The 23016-nt window shown below is 60.5% G+C and carries 20 protein-coding genes and 1 pseudogene; 10 read left to right on the top strand and 11 right to left on the bottom strand.

Annotated features, from left to right (window positions below):
* Window positions 1–17: 17 nt before the first annotated feature.
* From ACMQ11_RS03145 to ACMQ11_RS03175, 7 genes and pseudogenes are all read right to left on the bottom strand, one after another.
* Window positions 18–932 (bottom strand): urease accessory protein UreD, encoded by a 915-nt coding sequence (locus ACMQ11_RS03145; RefSeq protein ID WP_418991215.1) that lies wholly within the window; start codon window positions 930–932, stop codon window positions 18–20.
* A complete protein-coding gene (ureG, locus tag ACMQ11_RS03150) occupies window positions 929–1591 on the bottom strand; it encodes an urease accessory protein UreG (protein ID WP_418991216.1) in 663 nt (220 codons plus the stop codon). The genes ACMQ11_RS03145 and ureG overlap by 4 nt, the downstream gene beginning before the upstream one ends.
* Window positions 1592–1687: 96 nt before the next feature.
* The gene (locus tag ACMQ11_RS03155; protein WP_418991217.1) at window positions 1688–2407 is read right to left on the bottom strand and encodes an urease accessory protein UreF; all 720 of its coding nucleotides are present in this window, start codon (window positions 2405–2407) and stop codon (window positions 1688–1690) included.
* Window positions 2391–3041: an urease accessory protein UreE gene (gene ureE / locus ACMQ11_RS03160; RefSeq protein WP_418991218.1), complete on the bottom strand. Its 651-nt coding sequence runs from the start codon at window positions 3039–3041 to the stop codon at window positions 2391–2393. Before ureE ends, ACMQ11_RS03155 begins: the two co-directional genes overlap by 17 nt.
* 82 nt (window positions 3042–3123) lie before the next feature.
* Window positions 3124–4842 (bottom strand): urease subunit alpha, encoded by a 1719-nt coding sequence (locus ACMQ11_RS03165; RefSeq protein ID WP_418991219.1) that lies wholly within the window; start codon window positions 4840–4842, stop codon window positions 3124–3126.
* 147 nt (window positions 4843–4989) lie between these two features.
* A pseudogene (locus ACMQ11_RS03170) lies at window positions 4990–5280 on the bottom strand (urease subunit beta); the annotation flags it as partial.
* Window positions 5281–5493: 213 nt separating this feature from the next.
* Window positions 5494–5796, bottom strand: coding sequence for an urease subunit gamma (locus ACMQ11_RS03175; protein WP_418991220.1), 303 nt, complete (start codon window positions 5794–5796; stop codon window positions 5494–5496).
* 186 nt (window positions 5797–5982) lie between these two features.
* On the opposite strand from ACMQ11_RS03175, the gene crcB reads away from it, so the two are divergent.
* A complete protein-coding gene (gene crcB, locus ACMQ11_RS03180; RefSeq protein WP_418991221.1) occupies window positions 5983–6360 on the top strand; it encodes a fluoride efflux transporter CrcB in 378 nt (125 codons plus the stop codon).
* A gap of 71 nt (window positions 6361–6431) precedes the next feature.
* Here crcB and ACMQ11_RS03185 read toward each other — a convergent pair whose 3' ends face one another.
* Window positions 6432–7196: a class I SAM-dependent methyltransferase gene (locus ACMQ11_RS03185; RefSeq protein ID WP_418991222.1), complete on the bottom strand. Its 765-nt coding sequence runs from the start codon at window positions 7194–7196 to the stop codon at window positions 6432–6434.
* Window positions 7197–7198: 2 nt separating this feature from the next.
* Window positions 7199–8035, bottom strand: a complete 837-nt coding sequence (locus tag ACMQ11_RS03190) for a S1 RNA-binding domain-containing protein (protein WP_418991223.1) — start codon at window positions 8033–8035, stop codon at window positions 7199–7201.
* Between the two features lie 176 nt (window positions 8036–8211).
* Between ACMQ11_RS03190 and ACMQ11_RS03195 the strand changes: the two genes are divergently transcribed.
* From ACMQ11_RS03195 to ACMQ11_RS03210, 4 genes are all read left to right on the top strand, one after another.
* A complete protein-coding gene (locus ACMQ11_RS03195) occupies window positions 8212–8979 on the top strand; it encodes a nitrilase-related carbon-nitrogen hydrolase (RefSeq protein ID WP_418991225.1) in 768 nt (255 codons plus the stop codon).
* 120 nt (window positions 8980–9099) lie between these two features.
* Window positions 9100–11922 (top strand): excinuclease ABC subunit UvrA, encoded by a 2823-nt coding sequence (gene uvrA, locus ACMQ11_RS03200; RefSeq protein WP_418991226.1) that lies wholly within the window; start codon window positions 9100–9102, stop codon window positions 11920–11922.
* A 275-nt stretch (window positions 11923–12197) separates the two neighbouring features.
* Window positions 12198–12740 carry a DUF4251 domain-containing protein gene (locus tag ACMQ11_RS03205; protein ID WP_418991227.1) on the top strand — a complete coding sequence of 181 codons (543 nt, stop codon included), beginning with the start codon at window positions 12198–12200 and terminating at the stop codon, window positions 12738–12740.
* Between the two features lie 11 nt (window positions 12741–12751).
* Window positions 12752–13519 (top strand): hypothetical protein, encoded by a 768-nt coding sequence (locus ACMQ11_RS03210; RefSeq protein ID WP_418991229.1) that lies wholly within the window; start codon window positions 12752–12754, stop codon window positions 13517–13519.
* Between the two features lie 137 nt (window positions 13520–13656).
* On the opposite strand, the gene ispF is transcribed toward ACMQ11_RS03210, so the two are convergent.
* Window positions 13657–14151 carry a 2-C-methyl-D-erythritol 2,4-cyclodiphosphate synthase gene (gene ispF / locus ACMQ11_RS03215; protein WP_418991230.1) on the bottom strand — a complete coding sequence of 165 codons (495 nt, stop codon included), beginning with the start codon at window positions 14149–14151 and terminating at the stop codon, window positions 13657–13659.
* A 66-nt stretch (window positions 14152–14217) separates the two neighbouring features.
* On the opposite strand from ispF, the gene ACMQ11_RS03220 reads away from it, so the two are divergent.
* The gene (locus tag ACMQ11_RS03220; protein ID WP_418991231.1) at window positions 14218–15669 is read left to right on the top strand and encodes an aminoacyl-histidine dipeptidase; all 1452 of its coding nucleotides are present in this window, start codon (window positions 14218–14220) and stop codon (window positions 15667–15669) included.
* 38 nt (window positions 15670–15707) lie between these two features.
* Here the strand turns inward: ACMQ11_RS03220 and ACMQ11_RS03225 are convergent, their stop codons facing one another.
* Window positions 15708–18143, bottom strand: coding sequence for a TonB-dependent receptor domain-containing protein (locus tag ACMQ11_RS03225; protein ID WP_418991232.1), 2436 nt, complete (start codon window positions 18141–18143; stop codon window positions 15708–15710).
* Window positions 18144–18309: 166 nt separating this feature from the next.
* On the opposite strand from ACMQ11_RS03225, the gene ACMQ11_RS03230 reads away from it, so the two are divergent.
* From ACMQ11_RS03230 to ACMQ11_RS03245, 4 genes are all read left to right on the top strand, one after another.
* Complete coding sequence (locus ACMQ11_RS03230; protein WP_418991233.1) at window positions 18310–20727, top strand: TonB-dependent receptor; 2418 nt, start codon at window positions 18310–18312, stop codon at window positions 20725–20727.
* 90 nt (window positions 20728–20817) lie between these two features.
* On the top strand, window positions 20818–21924 hold the full coding sequence (gene ald, locus ACMQ11_RS03235; protein ID WP_418991234.1) for an alanine dehydrogenase: 1107 nt from the start codon (window positions 20818–20820) through the stop codon (window positions 21922–21924).
* Window positions 21925–21992: 68 nt separating this feature from the next.
* Window positions 21993–22313, top strand: a complete 321-nt coding sequence (locus tag ACMQ11_RS03240) for a hypothetical protein (protein ID WP_418991235.1) — start codon at window positions 21993–21995, stop codon at window positions 22311–22313.
* On the top strand, window positions 22300–22965 hold the full coding sequence (locus ACMQ11_RS03245) for an ATP-binding cassette domain-containing protein (RefSeq protein WP_418991236.1): 666 nt from the start codon (window positions 22300–22302) through the stop codon (window positions 22963–22965). The genes ACMQ11_RS03240 and ACMQ11_RS03245 overlap by 14 nt, the downstream gene beginning before the upstream one ends.
* The last annotated feature ends 51 nt before the right edge of the window (window positions 22966–23016 follow it).

Here is a 23016-nt window from a genome sequence, read left to right on the forward strand (position 1 = left end):
TTATTGTTGTTGAACTCCTACCGCCACGGGAACTCTTCGGGCAGGATTTTACCCTTGACTTGCTGCCGTACCGAGGAGCAGAATTCACGGATGAGTTTCTTCACCGGAGCGGTCTCTTCGCCCAGCACCTTGTAGAGCAGCCCGCAGTCGTTCGGAAGCCGCGTAATGCCGGCGGCCAGACGACGGTTGCGGTCGATGAACGCTTCGGTGCGCGCGTAGATGCTTTCGGCGTGCTCGGGGGGCGTCAGGACGATCACGTTGGCGAATACGTCGTAGCCGTTCATGGCTCCGAGCGTCTCCGGTGAGTGCGTTTCGGGCCGGATGATGAATTTCTCGCGGAAAAGCTGCCTCCCGTCGGGCCGCTCGGCATGGGTGCAGACCGAGAGAATATCGTACTGGAACGTCTCGCCGCGGTCGAAATACTTGCGGCCGCTCATGTAGATTTCCGAGTAGAAGAGCGTGGCCGTGGGGTCGATGCGGATCTGCGTATCGGAGATGAAGCGCGTGTGCCGGCAGGGGATCGTCGGCTCGGGCAGGTACTCCAGGTAGGCGTTCTCTTCCAGGCAGAAATGCTGCGTGAGCCCCGAGTAGTTATACCGCATCTCGGCCAACTTTGTCGCCGCTCCGGTCGAAATGTGGGCGTAGGCGTTGGGGCGGACGACGAAATGCTGCTCGTAACGGTCTCCGTCCACGTTCGGACCGCCCGACGAAAGGACATAGACGCACGGCATTTCGGGCATTCCCTCGTCGAAATAGAGCTCCTGCTGCACGATCAGCGGCGCATGCCGCTCCAGATCGCGCATGATGGATTTGCCCTGATCGTCCAGTTCGAATCCCAGGTACAGATAGCCCATTTTCCCCGGCGTGCCGACAGGCATGGCCTTGGGCTCTTCGAGGTAGGGGCTCATCTCTTTGGCTGCTGCGAAATTCATTGTACGGCGGTTAACGGTTCGTCGATCTCTTGCCGGTCGAGGTCTATGTCGAAGAGCGCCATCCGGCGGATGAGCGCCACCAGCTCGTCGATCCCCTCGCCGGTCATGCAGTTGGTGAAGACGAACGGTTTTCCGGGGCGCATCTGTTCCGAATCGCGGCGCATCACCTCCAGATCGGCATGCACGTAGGGTGCCAGATCGGTCTTGTTGATGACCAGAATGTCCGACTGCGAGATGCCCGGGCCGTCCTTGCGCGGTATCTTGTCGCCGGCGGCCACGTCGATCACGTAGATGAAGAAATCCACGAGCGCGGGGCTGAACGTGAGCGTCAGGTTGTCGCCGCCCGATTCGATCAGCACGATGTCGCCGTCCGGGAAGCGGGCCTCCATCTCCTCGACGGCCGCAATATTCATCGACGGGTCCTCCCTCACGGCCGTATGGGGGCAGGCGCCCGTCTCCACGCCGATGATGCGCTCCTCGACCAGCACGCCCTTGAGCATCTTGCGCACGTGCTTGGCGTCTTCGGTGGTCACCACGTCGTTGGTGATGACCAGCACCTTGTAACCCATCTCCAGCAGACGGGGCGTGATCGCCTCGATCAGCGCGGTTTTTCCGGAGCCAACGGGGCCCCCGATTCCGATTCTACATGTTGTACCCATCTTTATCTTGTGTTTTTTTATCCTCTTTAATCTCCTCCCTCGGGAGGTTCTTATCAGCCGTTTCGCCGCTAATTCTTAATTTTTAATTTTTAATTCTTAATTCATGAACATCCGTTGGGTGCCTTTTTCGTGGAGCGAGGCCAGAATGTCGATCTGCGGCACGAACGTGTACATGTCTTCGAACTCCATGCCGCGAACCTGCTCGTAGAGCGCATCCATCTGGTCGCCCATGCGGAAGAGAATGCGCTGCGTGTCGTAGTGCGACACCCTTACGCAGCGCAGGGCCGCGCTGAGAACCATGTTCGCCACACCGTACTGGTGCGAGCAGAAAAGTCCTTTCTCCGAAATGCCCGTGGCGGCGAATACGATGCCCTGGGCCACGGGATAGGTGCCCGGCGTATGCCCGGCCGCGATCTCTTCGAGCCACAGCGCAACGGTTTCGTCCGGGAAGATGTGTTTCGACAACTCGGCCAGCTTCTTGCCCATGCGGCAGGTCATCTGGCGTGCTTCGGCGTTCATCTTGCAGAGGATCGCCTGCTCGTCGGCCCGGTGGATGCCCTCGTAGTTATCCCGATGGTAGTTGCGCCAGGCGTGCAGCGCCGCGATGCCGTCGGTAAAGGCGGCCTGCCGGGCTATGTCCTGCGTGTAGCGTTCGAGTGTCGCAGCGTCGTGAACCAGCCCCATCTCGGCAGCTGTCTCCAGCCCGTTCGAGAATGAGAAAGTCCCTACCGGAAATGCCGAATCGGTGAATTCCAGAAGCCGCATGACGGTGGTTGCGTTGTCGGTAACGGCTGACGTTTTAATGTATGTGCGCATACTCATGTCCGTGGGGGTGTTCCGTTTCTTGGTTGTGTCCCGTAGCGTGTTCGTGGGCATGCGGCGGATGCGCGTCTGCGTGGTGATGGTGTACGTCGCTGTCGGGACCCGTGCCGCCGAACAGCCGGCGGATTTCGTGGGGTGCCAGGTAGGGGATGACCTGCTCCCCGGGCTGGAACGAGTAGGTTATCTCTTCGATGTGGTGCGTGCGCATGACGCTGTCCATGACTTTCTTGTCCACGGTGAGCGGTACGTAGACCCGGGTTCCCTTGACCACGGCCGGCCAGTGCTGGTTGCCGATGGCGTGTCCCAGTTCCACCGCGATGTGGATGATCGTTTCGGGTTTCTCCCGGGCAAGTGTCGAGAGGTCCGCCACCAGCACCTCGTTGAGCTGAATGCGGATGGCGACGACTTTGTTCTGTTCGGGCAGGAATTCCAGTACGTCGCCGTCGAGCAGTTGCGAATGGCGCTTGAGCGCCACGGCGTATTCGTTGTCCAGCCGGCTTCGGCCGACGAAGCGGCTCTTCTGAGCCGTCCACTGGTCCAAATCGATGAGTTCGATTTCAGCGTTTCGGGTCTTCTCTTTCCACTGGGGAGCGTTGAGGTTTCCGATGATTTCCGTGTAGATTTTCATTCGTGGGAGGTTTTTGAGTTTATTTTCAATTTCCGGGAGCACACCCTGCGGCATGCTCCCGGAAATTGAAAAAAGATAGAGTTTAGCTGAACCACAGTAACTGGCTCAGGGGGAACTTGTCGGCCGGCTTGACGTAGGCGCGTATGTTGTTGACCAGTACGTCGAACGTTTCGGGGTTCACGTCGATCGCGGGCGTGCCGCCGTTGCGCACCATGTCGAACTTGGTGAGCTGCCGCGTGCGCCGCACGGGTTGAACCATGCGTTTGAGGCGCAGCCGCTCCTTGATGCCGCTTTCGTAGGCGGCGTTCGAAACGAACGAGAGGCAGGTCTCGGGCAGCGCCCGGCCGAACGCACCGTACATCGGACGGTAGTAGCACGGCTGCGGCGTGGGGAGCGAAGCGTTCGGATCGCCCATGTTGGCCCAGTTGATCAGGCCTCCCTTGATGACCAGTTTCGGCTTGGCGCCGAAGAACTGCGGCTCCCAGAGCACCAGGTCGGCGACCTTGCCTTTCTCGACCGATCCGAGGTAGTCCGAAACGCCGAACGTGATGGCCGGGTTGATGGTGATCTTGGCCAGGTAGCGCAGCACGCGGAAGTTGTCGTTGCGGTCCGAATCTTCGCAGAGCCGCCCACAGGCATTCTTCATGAACGAGGCCATCTGGAACGTCCGCATGAACGATTCGCCGATGCGGCCCATGGCCTGCGAGTCGGACGAGACCATCGAAAGCACGCCCAGGTCGTGCAGTACGTTCTCGGCCGCCTGCGTCTCGGGCCGCACGCGGCTCTCGGCGAACGCCACGTCCGACGGAATCTTCGGATTGAGGTTGTGGCAGACCATAATCATGTCGAAGAGCTCTGCCTGCGAGTTGATGCCGAACGGCAGGGTGGGGTTGGTCGAAGAGGGGAGCACGTAGGGCATGGACGCCACTTTCAGCAGGTCGGGAGCGTGGCCGCCGCCGGCACCCTCGGTGTGGTAGGTGTGGATCGTGCGTCCGTCCATGGCGGCGATGGTGTCCTCGACGTATCCGCTCTCGTTGAGCGTGTCGGTGTGGATGGCTACCTGCACGTCGAAACGGTCCGCCACGCCCAGCGCGGCGCGGATGGCTGCGGGCGTCGAGCCCCAGTCCTCGTGGATCTTCAGACCGCAGGCGCCGGCCTCGATCTGCTCTTCGAGGGGTTGGTTCATCGAGCAGTTGCCCTTGCCCAGCAGACCCACGTTGATCGGCAGCCCCTCGACGGATTCGAGCATGTGTTCGATGTTCCAGCGGCCCGATGTGATGGTCGTGCCGTTGCTGCCGTCCGTCGGGCCGATACCTCCGCCGAAGACGGTCGTGATGCCGTTGCTCAGACACGCGTAAGCCTGTTGCGGAGAGATCATGTGGACGTGGCCGTCGATTCCGGCCGCCGTCAGGATGAGGTGCTCGCCCGAAATGGCGTCAGTCGCGGTGCTGGTCACCAGATCGGGATGCACGCCGTGCATGATGTTGGGGTTGCCGGCCTTGCCGATCCCCGCGATCATGCCGTCCTTGACGCCCACGTCGGCCTTGACCACGCCCAGAATCGGGTCGATGACCGTCACGTTGGTGATAACCAGGTCGAGCGATCCCTCTTTCGAGGTCATCGTGTTCGCCAGTCCCATGCCGTCGCGGATGGTTTTGCCGCCACCGTAGACCACCTCGTCGCCGTATTCGCGCAGGTCTTTCTCCACCTCGACATAGAGGTCGGTGTCGCCCAGGCGGATCTTGTCGCCTACGGTCGGACCGAACAGGTTGTTGTATTCTTGTCTTGAGATCGTTGCCATGTCTTACTGTTTTTTAGGATTGTTATTGGGTTGACCGGAGGCGTGCGCATCGCTTCCCGTCGTGCTTTTGAAACCACGGCGGCGGGCTCTTTCGACGGCCTTGACGCGAGCCGGGAAATAGGTGGGCGCATCCTCGTCGCCCGTGTAGCCCATGACCAGCCCGTTGAAACCGATCACGCGGCGCTTACCGGAGTAGGCCACGACCTCGACCTCTTTCTGGTCGCCCGGTTCGAAGCGGATGGCGGTGGTCGAGGGGATGTTCAGGTGGCAGCCGAAAGCGGCGTTGCGGTCGAACTCCAGGTAGCGGTTGACCTCGAAAAAGTGGAAATGCGAGCCGACCTGAATGGGCCGGTCGCCCGTATTGCGGACCGTCAGTTTGGCGGTATGGCGTCCGAGGTTGAACTCGATCGGTTCGCTCGAAAGGATCTCGCCGCCCACGTTGACCGTCTGCTGAGGCTGGAAGCCCGGCTGGTTCGGATAGAGTCCGGAAACGGACTGTTGTCCTTGCTGATTTTTTTGTCCTTGCTGTCCTTGTTGTCCCTGCGATTGTTGCTGCGTATGCGGTTGGGACTGCGATTGCGTTTGTGCCTGCTCCTGCTTGTCGTTTGCAGGGCCGGAATTCGGTGTACTCATGATTTGCTTGTTTGATAATTACTTAATCGGATGGTGGATGCTCACCAGACGCGAGCCGTCGGTGAACACGGCTTCGACCTGAAGCAGGTCGATCATGTCGGCGACGCCTTCCATTACGTCGCTTTTCTTGAGCACGTTGGCGGCCCCTTTCATGACCTCCTCGACGGTTTTACCCTCGCGGGCTCCTTCCAAAGCGGTAGAGGTGATATAGGCTACGGCTTCGGGATAATTGAGTTTCAAGCCTTTCTGCTTGCGCCGTTCGGCGATTGCGCCCAGTGAAAGCAACATCAACTTGTCGATCTCTTTCGGTGATAAGTGCATAATACGATTTTTTTATGGTTAAGAACCGGAGGTCGGTACCGGTGGCGGATAAACACGACCGGAGGTTCGGTTGCTATTTATTAGGACAAAGAGTATGCCACATCGATCCTACGTGAGGTCGTAACTGCGTCTTACTCGTGGCATTATATTTGGGAAATGAGGGGAATCAACCAAATTCTTGCTCTTATGTTCAAAGCGATGATTATTGCAGGCTTAGGAGGCTTCATCGGTACCTGCCTGCGTTTTTTGACCGGAAAATTGGCCCATGTCATCACACTTTCGGCCTTTCCCTGGGGAACTTTTGCCGTAAACATCATCGGCAGCTTCGTGATCGGCATCTTCTTCGGCCTGGCCGAAAAGACGCACATGATTTCGCCCTCGATGAATGTCTTTCTCATCACGGGTTTTTGCGGCGGCTTCACCACGTTTTCGTCTTTCGCCGACGACATGTACCTCCTTTTGCAACAGAAGCACTGGCTCTATTTCGGACTCTATGTCGGTTTGAGTTTCATCCTCGGCCTGCTGCTCGTCTGGCTGGGCCGTTCGCTGATAAAGGCGGCCTGAGCGTCGAATGCAAAAAAAAGAAGCGATCCTCCACAAATGGAGGATCGCTTTTCGGTTGCAGGAATTCCGTGTTATTTCTCGGCGATGAAGAACAGGTCGAAACTTTCATTCGTCACCTGTCCGAGCGCGTAGTCGTCCATGCGGATCGAGGTAGTCAGTTCGGTGTTGGCCCGAAGCAGGCGGCGGCGGTTGAGCCGGTTCATCAGATCGTAGGGGAGTGCGAGCAGCCGGCGCGGCAGGCGGTGCTGCAAATCGAGCGGATCGAACCGCAGGATGCGTTCGACGCTGCGGCGGTTCCGCTCGTAATAGGCCATGACCTTTTCGTTGCCCGAGACCCCGAGCGCCTCGATGCGTGAAAATTCGCCGCCGAGCAACGCCCGCAATTCGTCGGCGGTATATTCGCGCACATGCCACGGATTGCGCGTCAGCGACATGGGAGCATTGGGCGTGGTCAGAATGAACCGTCCGCCCGGGCGCAGCACGCGGCTGACTTCGCGCACGAACCCCCGGTCGCGTTGGATATGTTCGATGACCTGAAACGAGATCACGCAGTCGAACATCCCGTCCTCGAACGGCAGGGGCGGCACGGTGGCCCGGCGGAACTCGACGTTGGGGAGTGCGAGCAGTTCGGGTGCCGGCTCGTGCTTGTCGATGGTGATGAAACGTGCGGCGCGGGGAGCCACGACCTCGATGCCGTACCCGGCTCCGGTGCCGATCTCGAGCACCTCGCCCCGGATGCGCTCCGCAGCTTCGTGGTAGGCCAGCAGCGAACGCTGGAAGACGAAATTGTCGGATGCTTCCCGCGAGACCCGTTCTGCGGTATTGATCTTGCTCATAGTCAGTTGCGTAACTTGATTCCCTGTTCGACGATCTCTGCCTGGCCGCGTTTGAGCAGCATGCCCAGCGCGCGTTTGAACACCTTTTTGCTCATCTGCGTGAGGCGTGTCACCTCTTCGGGCGCGCTGTCGTCGTTCAGGGGCAGGAAACCACCGTTCTTTTCGAGCAGGTCGAGCAGCGTCTGCGCCGAATCTTTCACCTGGGCGAATCCCTGCTGCTGCAGGCTCAGGTCGATCCGGTTGTCCTCGGTGATGCGTCTGACATAGCCTTTCGTGCGTTCGCCGACCGAGACGGGACGAAAGAGCTGGTTGGCGTAGAGCATGCCCCAGTGGCGGTTGTTGACGATCACGCGGTAACCAAGGGGACTTTCCGAAGCCACGAGCAGGTCCACCTCTTCGCGCGGACGGACCGTGATGAGGTCGTTGCTGATGAACCCCTTGAGCTTCATGGTGGCCACGCAGCGGCCCGTGACGCTGTCCTCGTAGAGGTAGACGACATAGCGATGGCCGGCCAGCACGCCGCCCTGCTGGTTGCGATTGGGGAGGAAAAGGTCCTTGCCGTACAGGCCCCACTCCAGAAAAGCACCGTGAACGCTCTTGTCCACCACTTTCAGGAACCCCGCCTCGCCGACCCGCAGCAACGGTATCTCGGTCGTGGCCACCAGCCGGTCCTCGGAGTCGTGGTAGAGAAAGACCTCTTTCTGGTCTCCGACCTTGTCCGCAAGGGAGACATAGCGGTTCGGGAGCAGCACTTCGTTCTGTTCGTCGTCCGTGAGATAGAGACCGTATTCCGACAGACGGCTTACGGTGAGTTGCTGGGTGCGTCCTGCTCTGAGCATATCGTTCGTTGTTGTGTGCTGCAAAAGTACGCTTTATTTCGCAGGCTTGCAACTTTTCGTCAGCCGGTGCCCAATCCTTTTGCCGTTCGGGAAAAAATGCGTACCTTTATAAAATGTTTCGCAAGCGCGAAAGCTGTGGTGCGGCTTCTATTTCTTAACGCTTTAATTCTATTGCTATGAAAATCGATGTGGCCATCTGCCAGGTGGACATGGAATGGGAGAACACCTCCCGCAATCTGGAGCGACTCGAGGGGATCGTGGCTGCGGCTGCGGCCGACGTGGCGGTGCTGCCCGAGATGTTCGCCACGGGCTTCAAGCTGCGGCCGGCGCGCGTGGCCGAGCCGCACGACGGACTGGTGGTCACGACCATGCGCCGCTGGGCAACTCAATACGGCAAAGCCGTAGCCGGCAGCGTGGTCATTGCCGAGGGGGAGCAGTTCCGCAACCGCATGTTCTTCATCGAACCCTCGGGTAAGACCTCGTGGTACGACAAGCGCCACCTCTTCCGTCCCGGCGGCGAAGCGCGCGACTATACCCCCGGCGACCGCCGCGTGGTGGTCGAGTACCGGGGCTGGCGCTTTCTGCTGCTCGTTTGCTACGACCTGCGATTCCCGGTCTGGAGCCGCAACCGGGGCGACTACGACGCCATCCTGTGCAGCGCCTCGTGGGCCGACGACCGCCGCGAGGCGTGGCGCACCCTGATCCGCGCCCGGGCCATCGAGAACCAGTGCTACATGGCCGCCGTAAACCGCGTGGGTGTCGATCCCGACGCTTCCTATGCGGGCGATTCGGCGATCATCGGTTTCCGCGGCGAGACGCTTGCCGATGCGGGCAGCGGGGAATGTACCTGCGTTGCGACCTTCGACAGCGAGGCGCAGGCAGCCTGCCGCGAGCAGTTCCCCGCCTGGATGGATGCGGATCGATTCACAATCCTTGATTCATAATTATCCGGCGGCAGGAGGCTTATTTGCCGTGGGGGAGAGTCCGATTGACGAATTATCCTTATCTTTGCACGAATTTCCCCGCGCGAAAATAAACCGGGGACTACATACGTTTAAAGTGCGATGAAAGAGGATTCGATCAAAATACTCGGCGCCCGGGTGCATAACCTGAAGAACGTCGATCTGGAAATTCCGCGCCGCAAACTGGTGGTCATCACCGGTCTGAGCGGCTCGGGCAAGTCGTCGCTCGCGTTCGACACGATCTATGCCGAGGGCCAGCGCCGTTACATGGAGACGCTTTCGACCTATGCACGGCAGTTCGTAGGCACGATGGAGCGTCCCGATGTGGACAAGATCACGGGCCTGAGTCCCGTGGTGGCCATCGAGCAGAAAACGACCAACAAGAACCCCCGTTCGACGGTGGGCACCGTCACGGAGATCAACGATTTTCTCCGCCTGCTCTATGCCCGTGCCTCGCGGGCCTATTCCCCCGTGACAGGCGAGGAGATGGTCCACTATTCCGACGAACAGATCGCCCAGCTCATCATGGAGGGCTTCGCAGGCCGCCGGATCGCCCTGATGGCCCCCATCGTCAAGGGCCGCAAGGGTCACTACCGCGAATTGTTCGAATCGCTGGTCAAGAAAGGTTATATCTATGCGCGCATCGACGGTGAAATCCGTGAAATTTCATCGGGCATGCGACTGGACCGCTACAAGATACACACCATCGATCTGGTCGTCGACCGGCTGGTCGTAGGCGGGGAGGCCCGCGAGCGGGTGATGACCTCGCTCAAGGAGGCCATGCGGCAGGGCAAGGGCACGATGGCCGTCTACGACTACGGGACCGAACAGCAGCGGTTCTACTCGCGTCACCTCATGTGCCCCTCGACGGGCGTGGCGTTCGAGGACCCGGCTCCGCACACCTTTTCGTTCAACTCGCCCAAAGGCGCCTGTCCCCACTGCAACGGGCTGGGCGAGGAGGCCGTGTTCGACATCGAAAAGATCATTCCCGACGCCAAACTCTCGCTCAGGCAGGGAGCCGTGGAACCGCTGGGCAAGCACCGCAACAACCTGCTCTTCGCCATCCTCGAGATGCTCGGGCGACGCTACGACTTTACGTTGGACGATCCCGTCGAGACCCTCTCCCAAGAGGGGCTGAATGCCGTCTTGTACGGCGATTCCGAGCCCTTGACGGTCGATTTGCGGGAGTTCACCTCCTCGGGCGGGCGACAGTTCTTGCAATGGGAGGGCGTGGCCGAGTATATCGGCCGTACCGAGGACGACGACTCGAAACGAGGCCAGAAATGGCGCGAGCAGTTCCTCGTCCACCGCAAATGTTCGGTCTGCGGGGGTTCGCGTCTGAAAGCCGAAGCCCTCCAGTTCCGTATCGGCGGCAAGAGCATCGCCGACGTCTCGGCCCTGTCGATCGCCGAGTTTTCGGAGTGGGTGGCCCGTATCGAGGATCACATGTCCGACAAGGAGTGGAAGATCGCGCAGGAGGTCGTCAAGGAGATCCGCGAACGGCTCCATTTCCTGATGGACGTGGGGCTGGGTTACCTCTCTCTGGCGCGTTCGTCCCGGTCGCTTTCGGGCGGCGAGAGCCAGCGCATCCGGCTGGCCACGCAGATCGGATCGAAACTGGTCAACGTGCTCTATATTCTCGACGAACCCTCCATCGGTCTGCACCAGCGCGACAACCAGCGCCTGATCCGCAGTCTGGAAGAGCTGCGTGACGCGGGCAACTCGGTGATCGTCGTCGAGCACGACGAGGACATGATGCGCGCCGCCGATTACATCGTGGACGTGGGGCCCAAAGCGGGGCGGCGGGGCGGTCATATCGTCGCTGCGGGTACGTTCGATGATATTCTGCGCTCCAACACCATCACGGCCGACTACCTCACGGGCCGCCGCCGCATTGAAATGCCCGAGACCCTGCGCAAGGGGACGGGTGAAAAGATCACGATCCGCGGCGCCAGGGGCAACAACCTCAAAAACATCACGGCCGAATTCCCGTTGGGAAAATTTATCTGCATCACGGGCGTGAGCGGCTCGGGCAAGTCGTCGCTGGTGAACGAGACTCTGCGGCCGATCCTCTCCCGGGTGCTCTACCGCTCCTACGGCCAGCCTTTGGAATACGATTCGGTCGAGGGCATCGAACACATCGACAAACTGGTGGTCGTGGACCAGTCGCCCATCGGCCGCACGCCGCGCTCGAATCCCGCGACCTACTCCAATGTCTTCCAGGACATCCGCAAGCTGTTCGAAATGACCCCCGACGCCCAAATTCGCGGTTTCAAGGCTGGACGCTTCTCGTTCAACGTCAAGGGGGGCCGCTGCGAGGAGTGCCGCGGAGCGGGCGTGCAGACCATCGAGATGAATTTCCTGCCCGACGTCTACGTGCGCTGCAAGGCGTGCGGCGGCCACCGCTACAACCGCGAGACGCTCGAGGTCAAGTACAAGGGCAAGTCGATCGACGACGTGCTGAACATGACGGTCAACATGGCTGTGGAGTTTTTCGAGAACATTCCCAACATCTATCAGAAACTCCGGGCCATTCAGGAGGTAGGTCTGGGTTATCTCACCCTCGGCCAGCCTTGCACGACCCTCTCGGGCGGCGAGAGCCAGCGCATCAAACTCTCGGCCGAACTCTCCAAGCGCGACACCGGCCGCACGCTCTACATCCTCGACGAACCGACCACGGGGCTTCATTTCGAGGACATCCGCCTGCTTCTGGAGGTGCTCAACAAACTGGCCGATCGTGGCAATACGGTCATCGTCATCGAACACAACCTCGACGTAATCAAGGTCGCCGACCACCTGATCGACATCGGACCCGAGGGCGGTCGTGCGGGCGGCGAGATCGTCGCTACCGGTACGCCCCGCGAGGTGGCCCGCTGCGAACGCAGCTATACGGGGCAGTTTCTCGCAAAATCAGCCGATTTTTAAAACTACACCCCTTAAATCGCAACATGCAGCCGGGAGCGGGATCGCTTTCGATCGCCCCTGAATCCGGCTCTTAGTCAGGAACAGAGAACCGGTTTAGGAGCAGAATTGCGTTCGCCCCTCTCCTGAACCCCGCTCTTATCCGGGAGCGGGGGAGTGTTTGAGGAGCGGGGAACCGGATGAGGAGCGGAATTGCGTTCGACGGCCCCAAACCTGGCTCTTAGCCGGCCGGGCGGCATGGTTCTTGCTTTTCGTAGCCGTAACAAACCTTATGTGCTATGAAAAAAACAGTTATCATTCTTGCGGGGCTGCTCGTGTGTGCCGCCGCCGTTACCGTGATCGGTCAGAAAAAGGTCTTGTCTCCCAAGGAGGAGCGGCGCGAGGTGCGTGAAAAGCGGCGTGCCGAGCGGATCGCCAACTACGAGAAATTCATGGATTCGCTGGTCCTCTCGCGCAATTTCCAGTTCAACCCCCAGACCATGCAGCGTCAGCCGGCAGGTCCCATGCGTCAGATCATGAACCCTGCTTTCAACGTCGGCATCTGGGACGGTACGGCCGACATCACGCTGCCTTATATCAAGGGCTACGTGCCGCCTTACTACGTCACGATCATCAACTATACGGTCTCCGACCTGCAAGGCTATACCACCGAGCAGACGCACGAGGGCTGGATGGTCACTTTCTCCACGTCGCTCTTCTCGGCCTCGACCTACACGTTCACGTTCGAAATTTTCTCCCGCACGGGCGGCGCCAACCTCACGATCACCAATCCGTGGTACAACCCCGTGGAGTATACCGGTTCCATCTCGCAATTATATTAATGATTCAGGATATGAATTCCCACGCTTTCCGGGACCGCACCCCGCGGCACGACGCCGAACCCGCGGCCCAAGTCCTCAATAAAACCCCCGCTTCGGCGGGGGCTTTTGTCCGTCAGCGTGCGGCCGCGCGGATCGCCGCCGCCTGCTGTGCCCTCTTGGTCGCCTGCGCTGCCGTGGCCCAATCTCCGCAGCCGTCCGAGCAGTACGTTCTGGGAACCTCCGGTGCCGACAGCGTGCCGCAGACCACGGTGGTTCCCGTGCAGCAGCAGCCTGTCCAGGTGGTAGAGCACACAACCGTCTACGAGGACCCGACGCGCGGCATGGACCGCCGTGAACGGCGCGCCTACAAGGCTCGCCTCTACGCTGCCAAAATCGACTCGCTGGTGCAGTCGCGCGATTATATGTTCTTCCCCAACTCGATGCAGGAACTGCCCGGCGGGCTGATCCGTTCGATCTATGCCGACTATTTCTTCTTCGGCATGTTCGTGGATCACGTCGAGGTGCACCTGCCCACGGAGCGAGGCGTCACGCAATACGTCGAAATCCTGAATTTCGACTCCATGTCGATCCACGACTACCGCCTTTCGCGCATGCAGTGGGGGTGGTGCGTATCGCTCGACATTGCGGACGGCGACACCTCCTACCACGCCGAACTGGCCGTCTCGACCTCCACGGGCGAGACCGTCCTTACGCTCATCACCCCCAAGCTGACCATGCGCTACGTCGGCTGGCTGTGGAACAAGCGGGTGAACGACCCGCGGTACCACAGAATGAATTAAAAATTAAGAATTAAAAATTAGAATTAGGGCGGAGATGCTGGTTTGCAGACAAATTCTGCATATTGTACTGCCCGTGTGGCAGAATGGTATCGTGTTTGTATCTTGTAGATAGAATTTTTAATTCTTAATTATTCATTTTAATTATTCCCGCCCTCGGGCCGGAAAATCAACGCCACCGCGGAGACCGAAACCCCCTCTTCGCGCCCCTCGAAACCAAGATGCTCTGTGGTCGTAGCTTTGACCGATACCCGGTCATCGCCTACACCCATTGCATCGGCCATCGCCCGGCGCATGGCGTCGATATAAGGTCTTAGCTTGGGCCGCTGCATCCGGATGGTGCAGTCCACATTCCCGATTTCATACCCCCGTTTGCGCACCAACTCCGCCACGCGGCGAAGCAGCCGCCGCGAGTCGACGCCCCGGAACTCGTCCGCCGTGTCGGGAAAATGCAGTCCGATGTCGCCTGCCGCCGCGGCACCTAACAGGGCGTCGCACACGGCGTGGATCGCCACATCGCCGTCCGAGTGGGCCACGAAACCGTGTGTATGAGGTATCTCCACCCCGCCCAATACCAGGGGCAGGCCCTCGGCCAGAGCATGTACGTCGTATCCGTGTCCTATTCTGAAATCCATGATTTGGGGTTGTTTATCTTGCCAAAGTTAGGAAAAAAACGTAACTTTGCAAAAATGCAATAGCCTATGTCAGAGATTACCTCCCTCGAACCCCGCATCGTCTGGGAACAGTTCGATGCCATCACGCGCGTGCCGCGCCCCTCGAAAAAGGAGGGCCGGATCATCGACTTTCTGGTCGAGTTCGCAAAAAAGCACAATATAGAGTACAAGAAAGACGCCATCGGCAACGTGGTGATGCGCAAGCCCGCGACGCCCGGCTTCGAGCAGCGGCCCGCGGTCATCCTCCAATCGCACATGGACATGGTCTGCGAGAAGAACTCCGACGTGGAGTTCGATTTCGACAACGACCCTGTCCGCACGCGCATCGACGGCGAGTGGGTGCGTGCCGAGGGCACCACGCTGGGCGCCGACTGCGGCATCGGCATGGCGGCTGCGCTGGCCGTGCTGATCGACCCGGCGGTGGAGCACGGACCTCTCGAGGCGCTCTTCACGGTCGACGAGGAGACGGGACTGACGGGCGCGTTCGAACTGGGCGAGGGGATGCTCCGGGGCAAATACCTCGTCAACCTTGATTCGGAGGACGAGGGCGAGATCTTCATCGGCTGCGCCGGCGGCATCGACACCATCGCCACGTTCCACTATACGATGGAACCCGCGCCGCGAAACTACTCGTTTTTCCGCGTCGACGTCTCCGACCTCCTGGGCGGTCACTCGGGCGACGACATCGACAAGGGCCGCGTCAATTCGAACAAGACCGTCGCCCGCCTGATCTGGGACGGGATGCAGTCCTTCGAGATGAAGCTGAGCTATTTCTCGGGCGGCAACCTGCGCAACGCCATACCGCGCGAGGCCTACGTCATTTTCGGCGTGCCGACCCGCTTCAAGGAAGAGTTCCTGAAGCGTTACCGCCTTTTCGCCGCCGATCTCGAGGCCGAGTTCCGCTTCCGCGAGCCCAATTTCAAGATCACGCTCAACGAAATGCCCGAGGTGGACGAGGTGCTCGACGTGAAAACGCAGTTCGCGCTGATCTATTCGCTCGTGGGCGTTCCCAACGGGGTGATCGCCATGTCGTTCGCCATGCCGGGGCTGGTCGAGACCTCGACCAACCTGGCGTCGGTCAAATTCGAGGAGGGCAACCGCATCGTCGTCACCTCGTCGCAGCGCTCCTCGGTCGAGAGCGCCAAGACCTACGTGATGCAGATGGTCGAATCGGTCTTCGCCCTGGCCGGGGCCGACGTGGCCCACTCCGACGGCTACCCGGGCTGGGCGCCCGACCCGGCGTCGAAACTGTTGGAAACCACGGTCGAGAGCTACAAGCGGCTGTTCGGCATGGAACCCAAAGTGCGGGCCATCCATGCCGGACTGGAGTGCGGCCTTTTCCTGGAGAAATACCCCGATCTGGAGATGGTCTCGTTCGGACCGACGCTGCGCGGCGTGCATTCGCCCGACGAGCGGCTCGAAATCGCCACGGTGCCCAAGTTCTGGGACCTGCTGCTGGAGTTGCTCAAAACGATCTGATATACCGAAAAGGCCCGCTCTCGATGAGCGGGCCTTATTCAGGGTTGCTGCTGCCCGCCGTTCTGCTTGTCTCCGCCCGCTATGTCGTCGTTTTCGATGGAGCGGGCAGTCTCCTTGACGCGCACGTTCTGTCTGCCGAACCGCCACACGATCCGAAAACCCAGACTGCGGGATGCGTACCTCGAACTGCTCCAACCCTGGTAGGTGGGGGTATCGAAAAGGCTTTTGTGTTCCTGGTATTTGTTCAGCGGATTGCTTACGGAGATGCTCGCGTCCAGTTTCTTGTTGCAGAACTGCTGTTTGAGCCCCATGTAATAGTAATAGTAGTACTGTGTACGGCTTCCGAGCGCACTGCGGCCCGTGCCGTAACTCTCGCCCAGGAGCACGTGGCCCCCGCGCCATACCTGGATGTCGAGATTCAGACTTTCGCTGAACGAAAAGTCGCTGTTGTGGATGCGCATGGCGTCGAAATCGTACCGGGCGTAGTCGCCGCTGCAACTCAGCGAGAGGTTGAACTTTTCGCTCGGACGCCAGGATACGGAGCCGCTGAAGCCGTACGAGCGCGTGCGGACGTCGTTGCTGAAAGTAGTGTTCAGCACGCCCTCCGCATCCGAAAAGCTGTATGCCGACATGTTGTTGTTCGAGAAAAACGATTTCAGCGCCAGCGTCATGCTCCATTTGGCGGCGTAATGACCGTATTGGAGGGAGAGGGTGTGGTAGACGGCCGCCTCCAGGTCGGGATTGCCGTAGGATTTCTTCAGCGGCGAGGTGATGTTCTCGGCGGGAGAGAGCATGCTGAGTCCGGGCCGTTGGAGCCGCTGCGTGTAGGCGAGCGAGAGGTTGTGCGACGGGGCCGGAACGAGGGTCAGGCTGACGTAGGGCACCAGGTTGAACTGGCGGTTGGCGAAAGCGTAGCTGCCGTGCTCCGTGTCGTTCACCTCGGCGTCGTTCCACGTGCGCTCCATGCGTGCGCCCAGGCGTCCCGACCACTTGCCGAATGTGAATCCGTAGCCTGCATAGATGCCCAAGATATGTTGGCGGTAATCCATCCTGGTGAATTCCGCTTCCTCTTCCGCAGAGGGGTGTTGTTCGTTGGTGTCGAGCGACGTACGGTTGTTGCGGTAGATGTGTTTGAGTCCCGCCTCGATATTGTGGTGTTCGTTCAAGGGGTCGACATAATCGATTTGAACGGTGTTGCTCACCACGCGGTTGTCCTCGATCTGCCGGCTGGCGTAGGCGTAATCCTGCTCGTAGACGTGGTTGGTGCGGCCGCGGTCGGGGTCGATCTCCACCTCGTCCGAGAGGGTCAGCGTGTGTCCCTCCTTGCCGAACGTGTGCTCGTAGTTCAGGGCCACGCTCCCGCCGGTGTAGAGCCAGCGCTCCCGGCCGCGGTCGCCGAACCGGAGGACGGGCCGATGATCGGCGTCTTCGACGCTGCTCGTCGACAGCGATTTGAAGGAGCTGCGGCCCGACCACAACCATCCGCTCAGCGTCACCAGGTCGAGCGTGTCGGGCTGGTAGCTCATGTCCACGTTCACTCCGGCATTCCAGCCATCGAACGACTGCGTGCCCGTCGAGCGGTTGTAGCGGTTCTCCGAATCGTAATTCTCCTGCCACGATTCCTGTTCGGAGGGGGTGCGGCCGCGGTCGTACCGGTTGCCGTAGCCCATGACCTGCGCCGCGAATTTCCCGGCCTCGACCGAGATCGTGGCGTTGCCGTAGTAGCCGGTATTTTCCAGGACCTCCACGCCTGCCGATAGGTTTCCGCTGTACCCGTGCCGGTCGCGTTTGCGCTGGGTGATGAAATTGATGATGCCGCCCACGCCCTCGGCTTCGTATTTGGTCGATGGGTTGGTGATGACCTCGATCCGGCTGAACTGCGAAGCCGGCATGCTGCGGACGATCTCCTTGAAATTGCTCGTCAGCGTCGAGGCGCTGCGGCCGTTGACCAGAATTTTGAAATCGCTCTGGCCGTTGAGCCTCAGGTTGCCGTCGCTGTCGAGCGTGAGCTGCGGGACCTTGCGGATGATCTCCTCGAGGGTCGAGGTCGCGGCCTGCGGATCGTCCTCGACCGAGTAGGTCTGCTTCTCGGCGTCGCTTATTACGAGCGGTTTCTGTACCGCCACCACCACGTCCTCGACCTCCACGCCCGGCAGGAGCCGGATCGTGTCCAGTTCCTTTCCGGCGGCCGGAATCTCCACGGTTTCTGCGTGGCGTGCGTAGCCTACCATCGAGACCGATAAGGTATATCGGCCCGCTTGGGCGACCTTCAGTTCGAAGCGGCCGCCGGCGTCGGTCGCTGCGGCATGTACCGCCGTCGAATCCCGCAGGAGAGCCACGGTGGCATAGCCGACCGGAGCGCCCGAAGCGGCGTCCGCGACGCTGCCCGTGAGGAACCCCGGACGTTGGGCCCGGAGGGGTTGTGCGTATAACGTCAATGCCGTCAGCAGCACCGTAAAGGTGAATCGGATCATGGCTCCGGGTTTTATCTTACAAAGTTGTCTTTTATTTCCCGTTTTTCCAAATGCGGAGGCATCGCTCCAAGGAGCGGCTCCGTCAAAACACGAATGATTTTAACCGCCGGGGTATGTGTAAATAACAAAAACAGTTATATTTGTATTCCGAAAAGTTTTCGAACGAATGCGCAAATTCCTCTCCTGTCTGCTGCTTTGGCTGTTTGTCCCGGGCTGTGCCGCAGCGCAGGAACTCGACGAATACTATCCCTATGCCGAACCGGAGGAGCAACTGCCGGTGCTGACTACCGATTCCGCACTCTTCTATCGGGCCGTGCAGCATGCTCCGGACCTCTATTCCGTCCAGACCGCTTTCAACCTGCCGCAAGTTCCCGTCCGCCGCCGCGGGCAGCACTTCCGCGACGAGACGGCCCTGCTGTGGGGCCTGGAGGTGCCGTACCGCACTTTCGCAGCCCTGCGTGGACTGGGCGCCGGGGAACGGCTTTACGCTGGGCCGGTCACGGAGTCGGTCTCTGTGCAAAGACGGGGCGGCATGAGGGAGTTTCGTTTCACGGACGACGTGCCGCTCCAGCCTTACCGGGCTTCGGTGCGTTTCGCGGACCGCAACTACCTCGCCGGCGCTCGATTCTCGGCCGACCTCGAAACCCGCGGCGGATGGCGGCTTGCAGCGACTGCCGATGTCCGCACGGGCCGCGATCTGCATGTCGAGGGCGTCTTCACCAACTCCCTGACCGCGGCGTTCCGCGCGGCCCGACGCTTCGGCGGCAAAAACCGCCTGGCGCTTGTCGCCGTGCTTCCGTTCTCGGTCCGTGGTACGCGCCTCTCCTCGACCGGCGAGGCGTTCACGCTGACAGGCGACCGGCTTTACAACCCCGCCTGGGGTTATCAGAACGGCAAGGTCCGCAACTCGCGGGTGCGGCGTGAAAACACCCCCTTTCTCGCAGCGGCCTATGAACGGAAGCTCTCTTCCGCCACTACCTTTACGGCGGCGCTGGGCGCCGAAACCGGAGTCAGGCGATACAGCGCGCTGGGGTGGTACGATGCCCGGACGCCCATGCCCGACAACTACCGTTACCTGCCGTCGTTTGCGGATGATCCCGAGACGGAACTGGCCTGGCGCACCGACGACACCCGCTTCACCCAGATCGACTGGGACGAGCTGATCGCCCAGAACCGCATGGCGGGCGGCCGGGCTGTCTACGCCCTCGAAGAGCGCTCGGAGCGCCTTTTCGACCTCGGATTCGATGCGTCGTTCACGACGCGGCTTGGCCCGTACCTGACACTCGGCTACGGGTTTTTCTGCCGCCGTGAGGATTCGCGCTGCTACAAGCGGATGCGCGACCTGCTGGGAGCCGATCATACGGTGGACATCGACCAGTACCTGGTGGACGACGACACCTATGGCACCTTGTTGCAGAACGACCTGCGCCATCCCGACCGGATCATTCGCCGTGGCGATCGTTTCGGATACGACTATTCGCTCGTGCGCCGTCAAGCGGGCGTGCGGCTGGATGCGCTCTGGCAGGCCGACCGGCTGCGGGCCGGGGTCGGAATTTCGCTGCGCGATGCAGTCGTGTTCCGCCGCGGGCACTACGAAAAAGAGCTGTTTCCCGGAGCGCAGTCCTATGGCCGCTCGCGGCGCCTGCGATTCCGCCCCTACACCGTCGCGGCCCATGCCGGCTGGGCTTTCTCGCCGCGCTCCTACCTCCAGATTGCGGCGATGGTCGGAGCTGCCGTGCCCGAAGCTGAAAATCTCTTCTTTCAGCCTCTCTACAACAACCGCACGGTGGACGATCCCGCTTGCGAACGCTTCCTCTCGGCCGAAGCGGGCTACCGCCGCACCGGAGCCGTCCTCGATTTGGAGGTGACGGCATTCGTTACGACAACTTTCGACAATGTGGAGACGCGCCGCTATTTCGACGATATGGCAAGTGTCTATTGCGACATGGCCGTAGCGGGTATCGGACGCATTGCATACGGTATCGAGGCGGCTGCCGACCTGCGGCTCGCATACCGGTGGCGTCTGTCGCTGGCCGTCTCGGCGGGTCGTTACAAATACATCCGCAATCCGCGCGTGACGGTGCTTTCCGACGTGGACAACACGGTCGTCGACTTGCGCGCCGAGAGCCACATGGGCGGCTGCACGACGGGTGGAGCTCCGCAGTTGACCTGTTGCGCCGGGGTGAATTATTATGGTCCGAAAGGGTGGGGCTGCCGCATGTCGGCAGGGTATGCCGGTTCACGCTATGTCGAACCGATGCCTCTGCGCCGCACCGCCCGCATCGCGGGGCAGGGCGGCGTGACGCCCGAAGCGTTCGCCGCTTTCACCCGGCAGGAGCGGCTGGAGGATGCCGCCACGCTCGACGCTTCGCTCTTCAAGACGTTCTATTTCGAGCGCTCGCGGCTCACCCTGTCGCTCATGCTTCGGAACCTGACGGGCGGCGATCCGGTATACAGCGGCTACGAAGCGTTGCGCGTTCGCCGGGTGCAGAGCGGCGACCGGACGTTCCGCGAACCGCACGCAACGCGCTATACCTATGCCTATCCGCGGTCGTTCTTCCTTACGGTTTCGTACCGTTTTTGACTTGTTTTGTGAAAATCGTCCGATTTTTTTGGATTTCGGAGTAAAATTCGTAATTTGTTGGGGCAAATGGACCTTTAAAACTCAAAATTCATGATTATCGGTATTCCAAAAGAGATCAAGAACAACGAGAACCGCGTTGCTCTCACCCCTGCGGGCGCTCAAGAGCTCATCAAACGGGGACACCAGGTGTACGTGCAGGCCACGGCCGGCGTGAACAGCGGCTTTGCCGACGACGCCTATACGGCCGTCGGCGCCGAGATGCTGCCCACCATCGAGGAGGTCTATGCCCGATCGGAGATGATCGTCAAGGTCAAGGAACCGATCGCCCCCGAGTACGGCCTCATCCGCCGCGACCAGCTGGTTTTCACCTATTTCCATTTTGCCAGCAGCGAACCCCTCACGCGGGCGATGATCGACAGCGGGGCGGTATGCTGCGCCTACGAGACGGTCGAGCGCGCCGACCGTTCGCTGCCGCTGCTGACCCCCATGTCCGAGGTCGCGGGCCGCATGGCCACGCAAGAGGGACGCTTTTTTCTCGAAAAGCCCCGCGGCGGCAAGGGCAAACTGCTGGGCGGCGTGCCGGGCGTGAAGCCCGCCCGGGTCTTCGTCATCGGCGCCGGCGTGGTCGGCACGGCGGCGGCCCGCACGGCGGCCGGTACGGGCGCCGACGTGACGATCTGCGACATTTCGCTGCAACGGCTGACCTACCTGGCGGACGTAATGCCCAAGAACGTCAAGACATTGATGTCCTCGGAATACAACATCCGTCAGGAGCTCAAGACGGCCGACCTGGTGATCGGCTCGGTGCTGATCCCGGGCGCCAAGGCTCCCAAGCTCGTCACGCGCGACATGCTCCGCGAGATGGAACCCGGTTCGGTGATGGTCGATGTGGCCATCGACCAGGGCGGCTGCTTCGAAACCTCGCGTCCCACAACGCACGAAGACCCGGTCTATTACGTGGACGGCATCCTGCACTACTGCGTGGCCAACATTCCGGGTGCGGTGCCCTACTCCTCGACGCTCGCGCTCACCAACGCCACGCTGCCCTACGTCGTGCAACTGGCCGACAAGGGATGGCGCCGCGCCTGCCGCGAGAACCGCGAACTGGAGACGGGTCTCAACATCGTCCAGGGCAGGGTAGTCTACCGCCCCGTAGCCGAAGCCTGGGGGCTGGAGTACGAGCCGCTGACCCTTTGACCGGCAAACGTGCCGGAAAGAGGCGGAAAAACGATCCGTTTTCCGCCTCTTTTGCCTATCTTTGTCCCATGTTGCACAAGTTGATGCTCATCCTCCGATTTTACTACTCGACCATGTTCTTTTTCTGCACGGTCGTGAGCATCGGATTCGCCTGGGTGGTTCGAAACAACGGACCGGCGGCAGTCGGTTGGTGCATGCTGGGTAAGATGGCGATCTATCCGTTGTACCTCTTTGTCTGGATCGTCCAGTGTTACGGCGACGAATTCTTCTACTACCGCAACCTCGGCGTCCGCCGCCGCGAACTGCTGAGCCTGAGTTGTGCGGCGGATATGATTATCTGTTATGTGCTGTTGAAACTGTCGGCAGCATTTCTCTATGAACCCCTCTGAAAAACATCTTCTGGAGATCGATTCCGTCGAGTTGTCTTTCGGCGAGCGGCGCATTCTTTCCGGCGTCTACCTCGCGGTCGAAACGGGCGGCGTAACAGCCGTATTGGGGCGCAACGGCTGCGGCAAAAGCTGTCTGATGAAGATACTTTGCGGTTCGCTGCGCGCCGATTTTCGGTCGATGCGCATCGACGGCCTGTGGCATGAACGTTTCCGGGCGGACGAGGTGCGCTATCTGGCGCAGCAGGGTTTTACGCCCGGTTGGCTGAGCGTCGACCGGGTATTGCGCGATTTCGGTCTTATGTGGGATGACCTGCTGGCGTGGTTTCCGCTCTTCGACCGCCTGCGCGACACGAAGATCCGCGAAATGTCGGGCGGCGAACGGCGCTTGCTCGAATGCTACCTGATTCTCCGCAGCCGGACGCAGTTCGTCCTGCTCGACGAGCCCTTTTCACAAGTTGCACCGCTGCACGTCGAAACCCTCAAGGAGCTGATCCGCAGGGAAAAATCCTCGAAAGGAATCCTGCTGACCGACCACATGCACCGGCACGTTACCGACATCGCCGACCGTCTCTACGTGATGGCCAACGGCCAGACCTACCTCGCGCACGGTGACGAGGATTTGATCCGGTACGGTTACCTGGCGCACCTCTGAGCGGCTGTTTCGCCGTTTGCCGTTTTTGTACTATCTTTGCCCGCGGATAAT

It is taken from the genome of Alistipes sp. (genome assembly GCF_048465575.1).
Classification (GTDB): Bacteria; Bacteroidota; Bacteroidia; order Bacteroidales; family Rikenellaceae; genus Alistipes.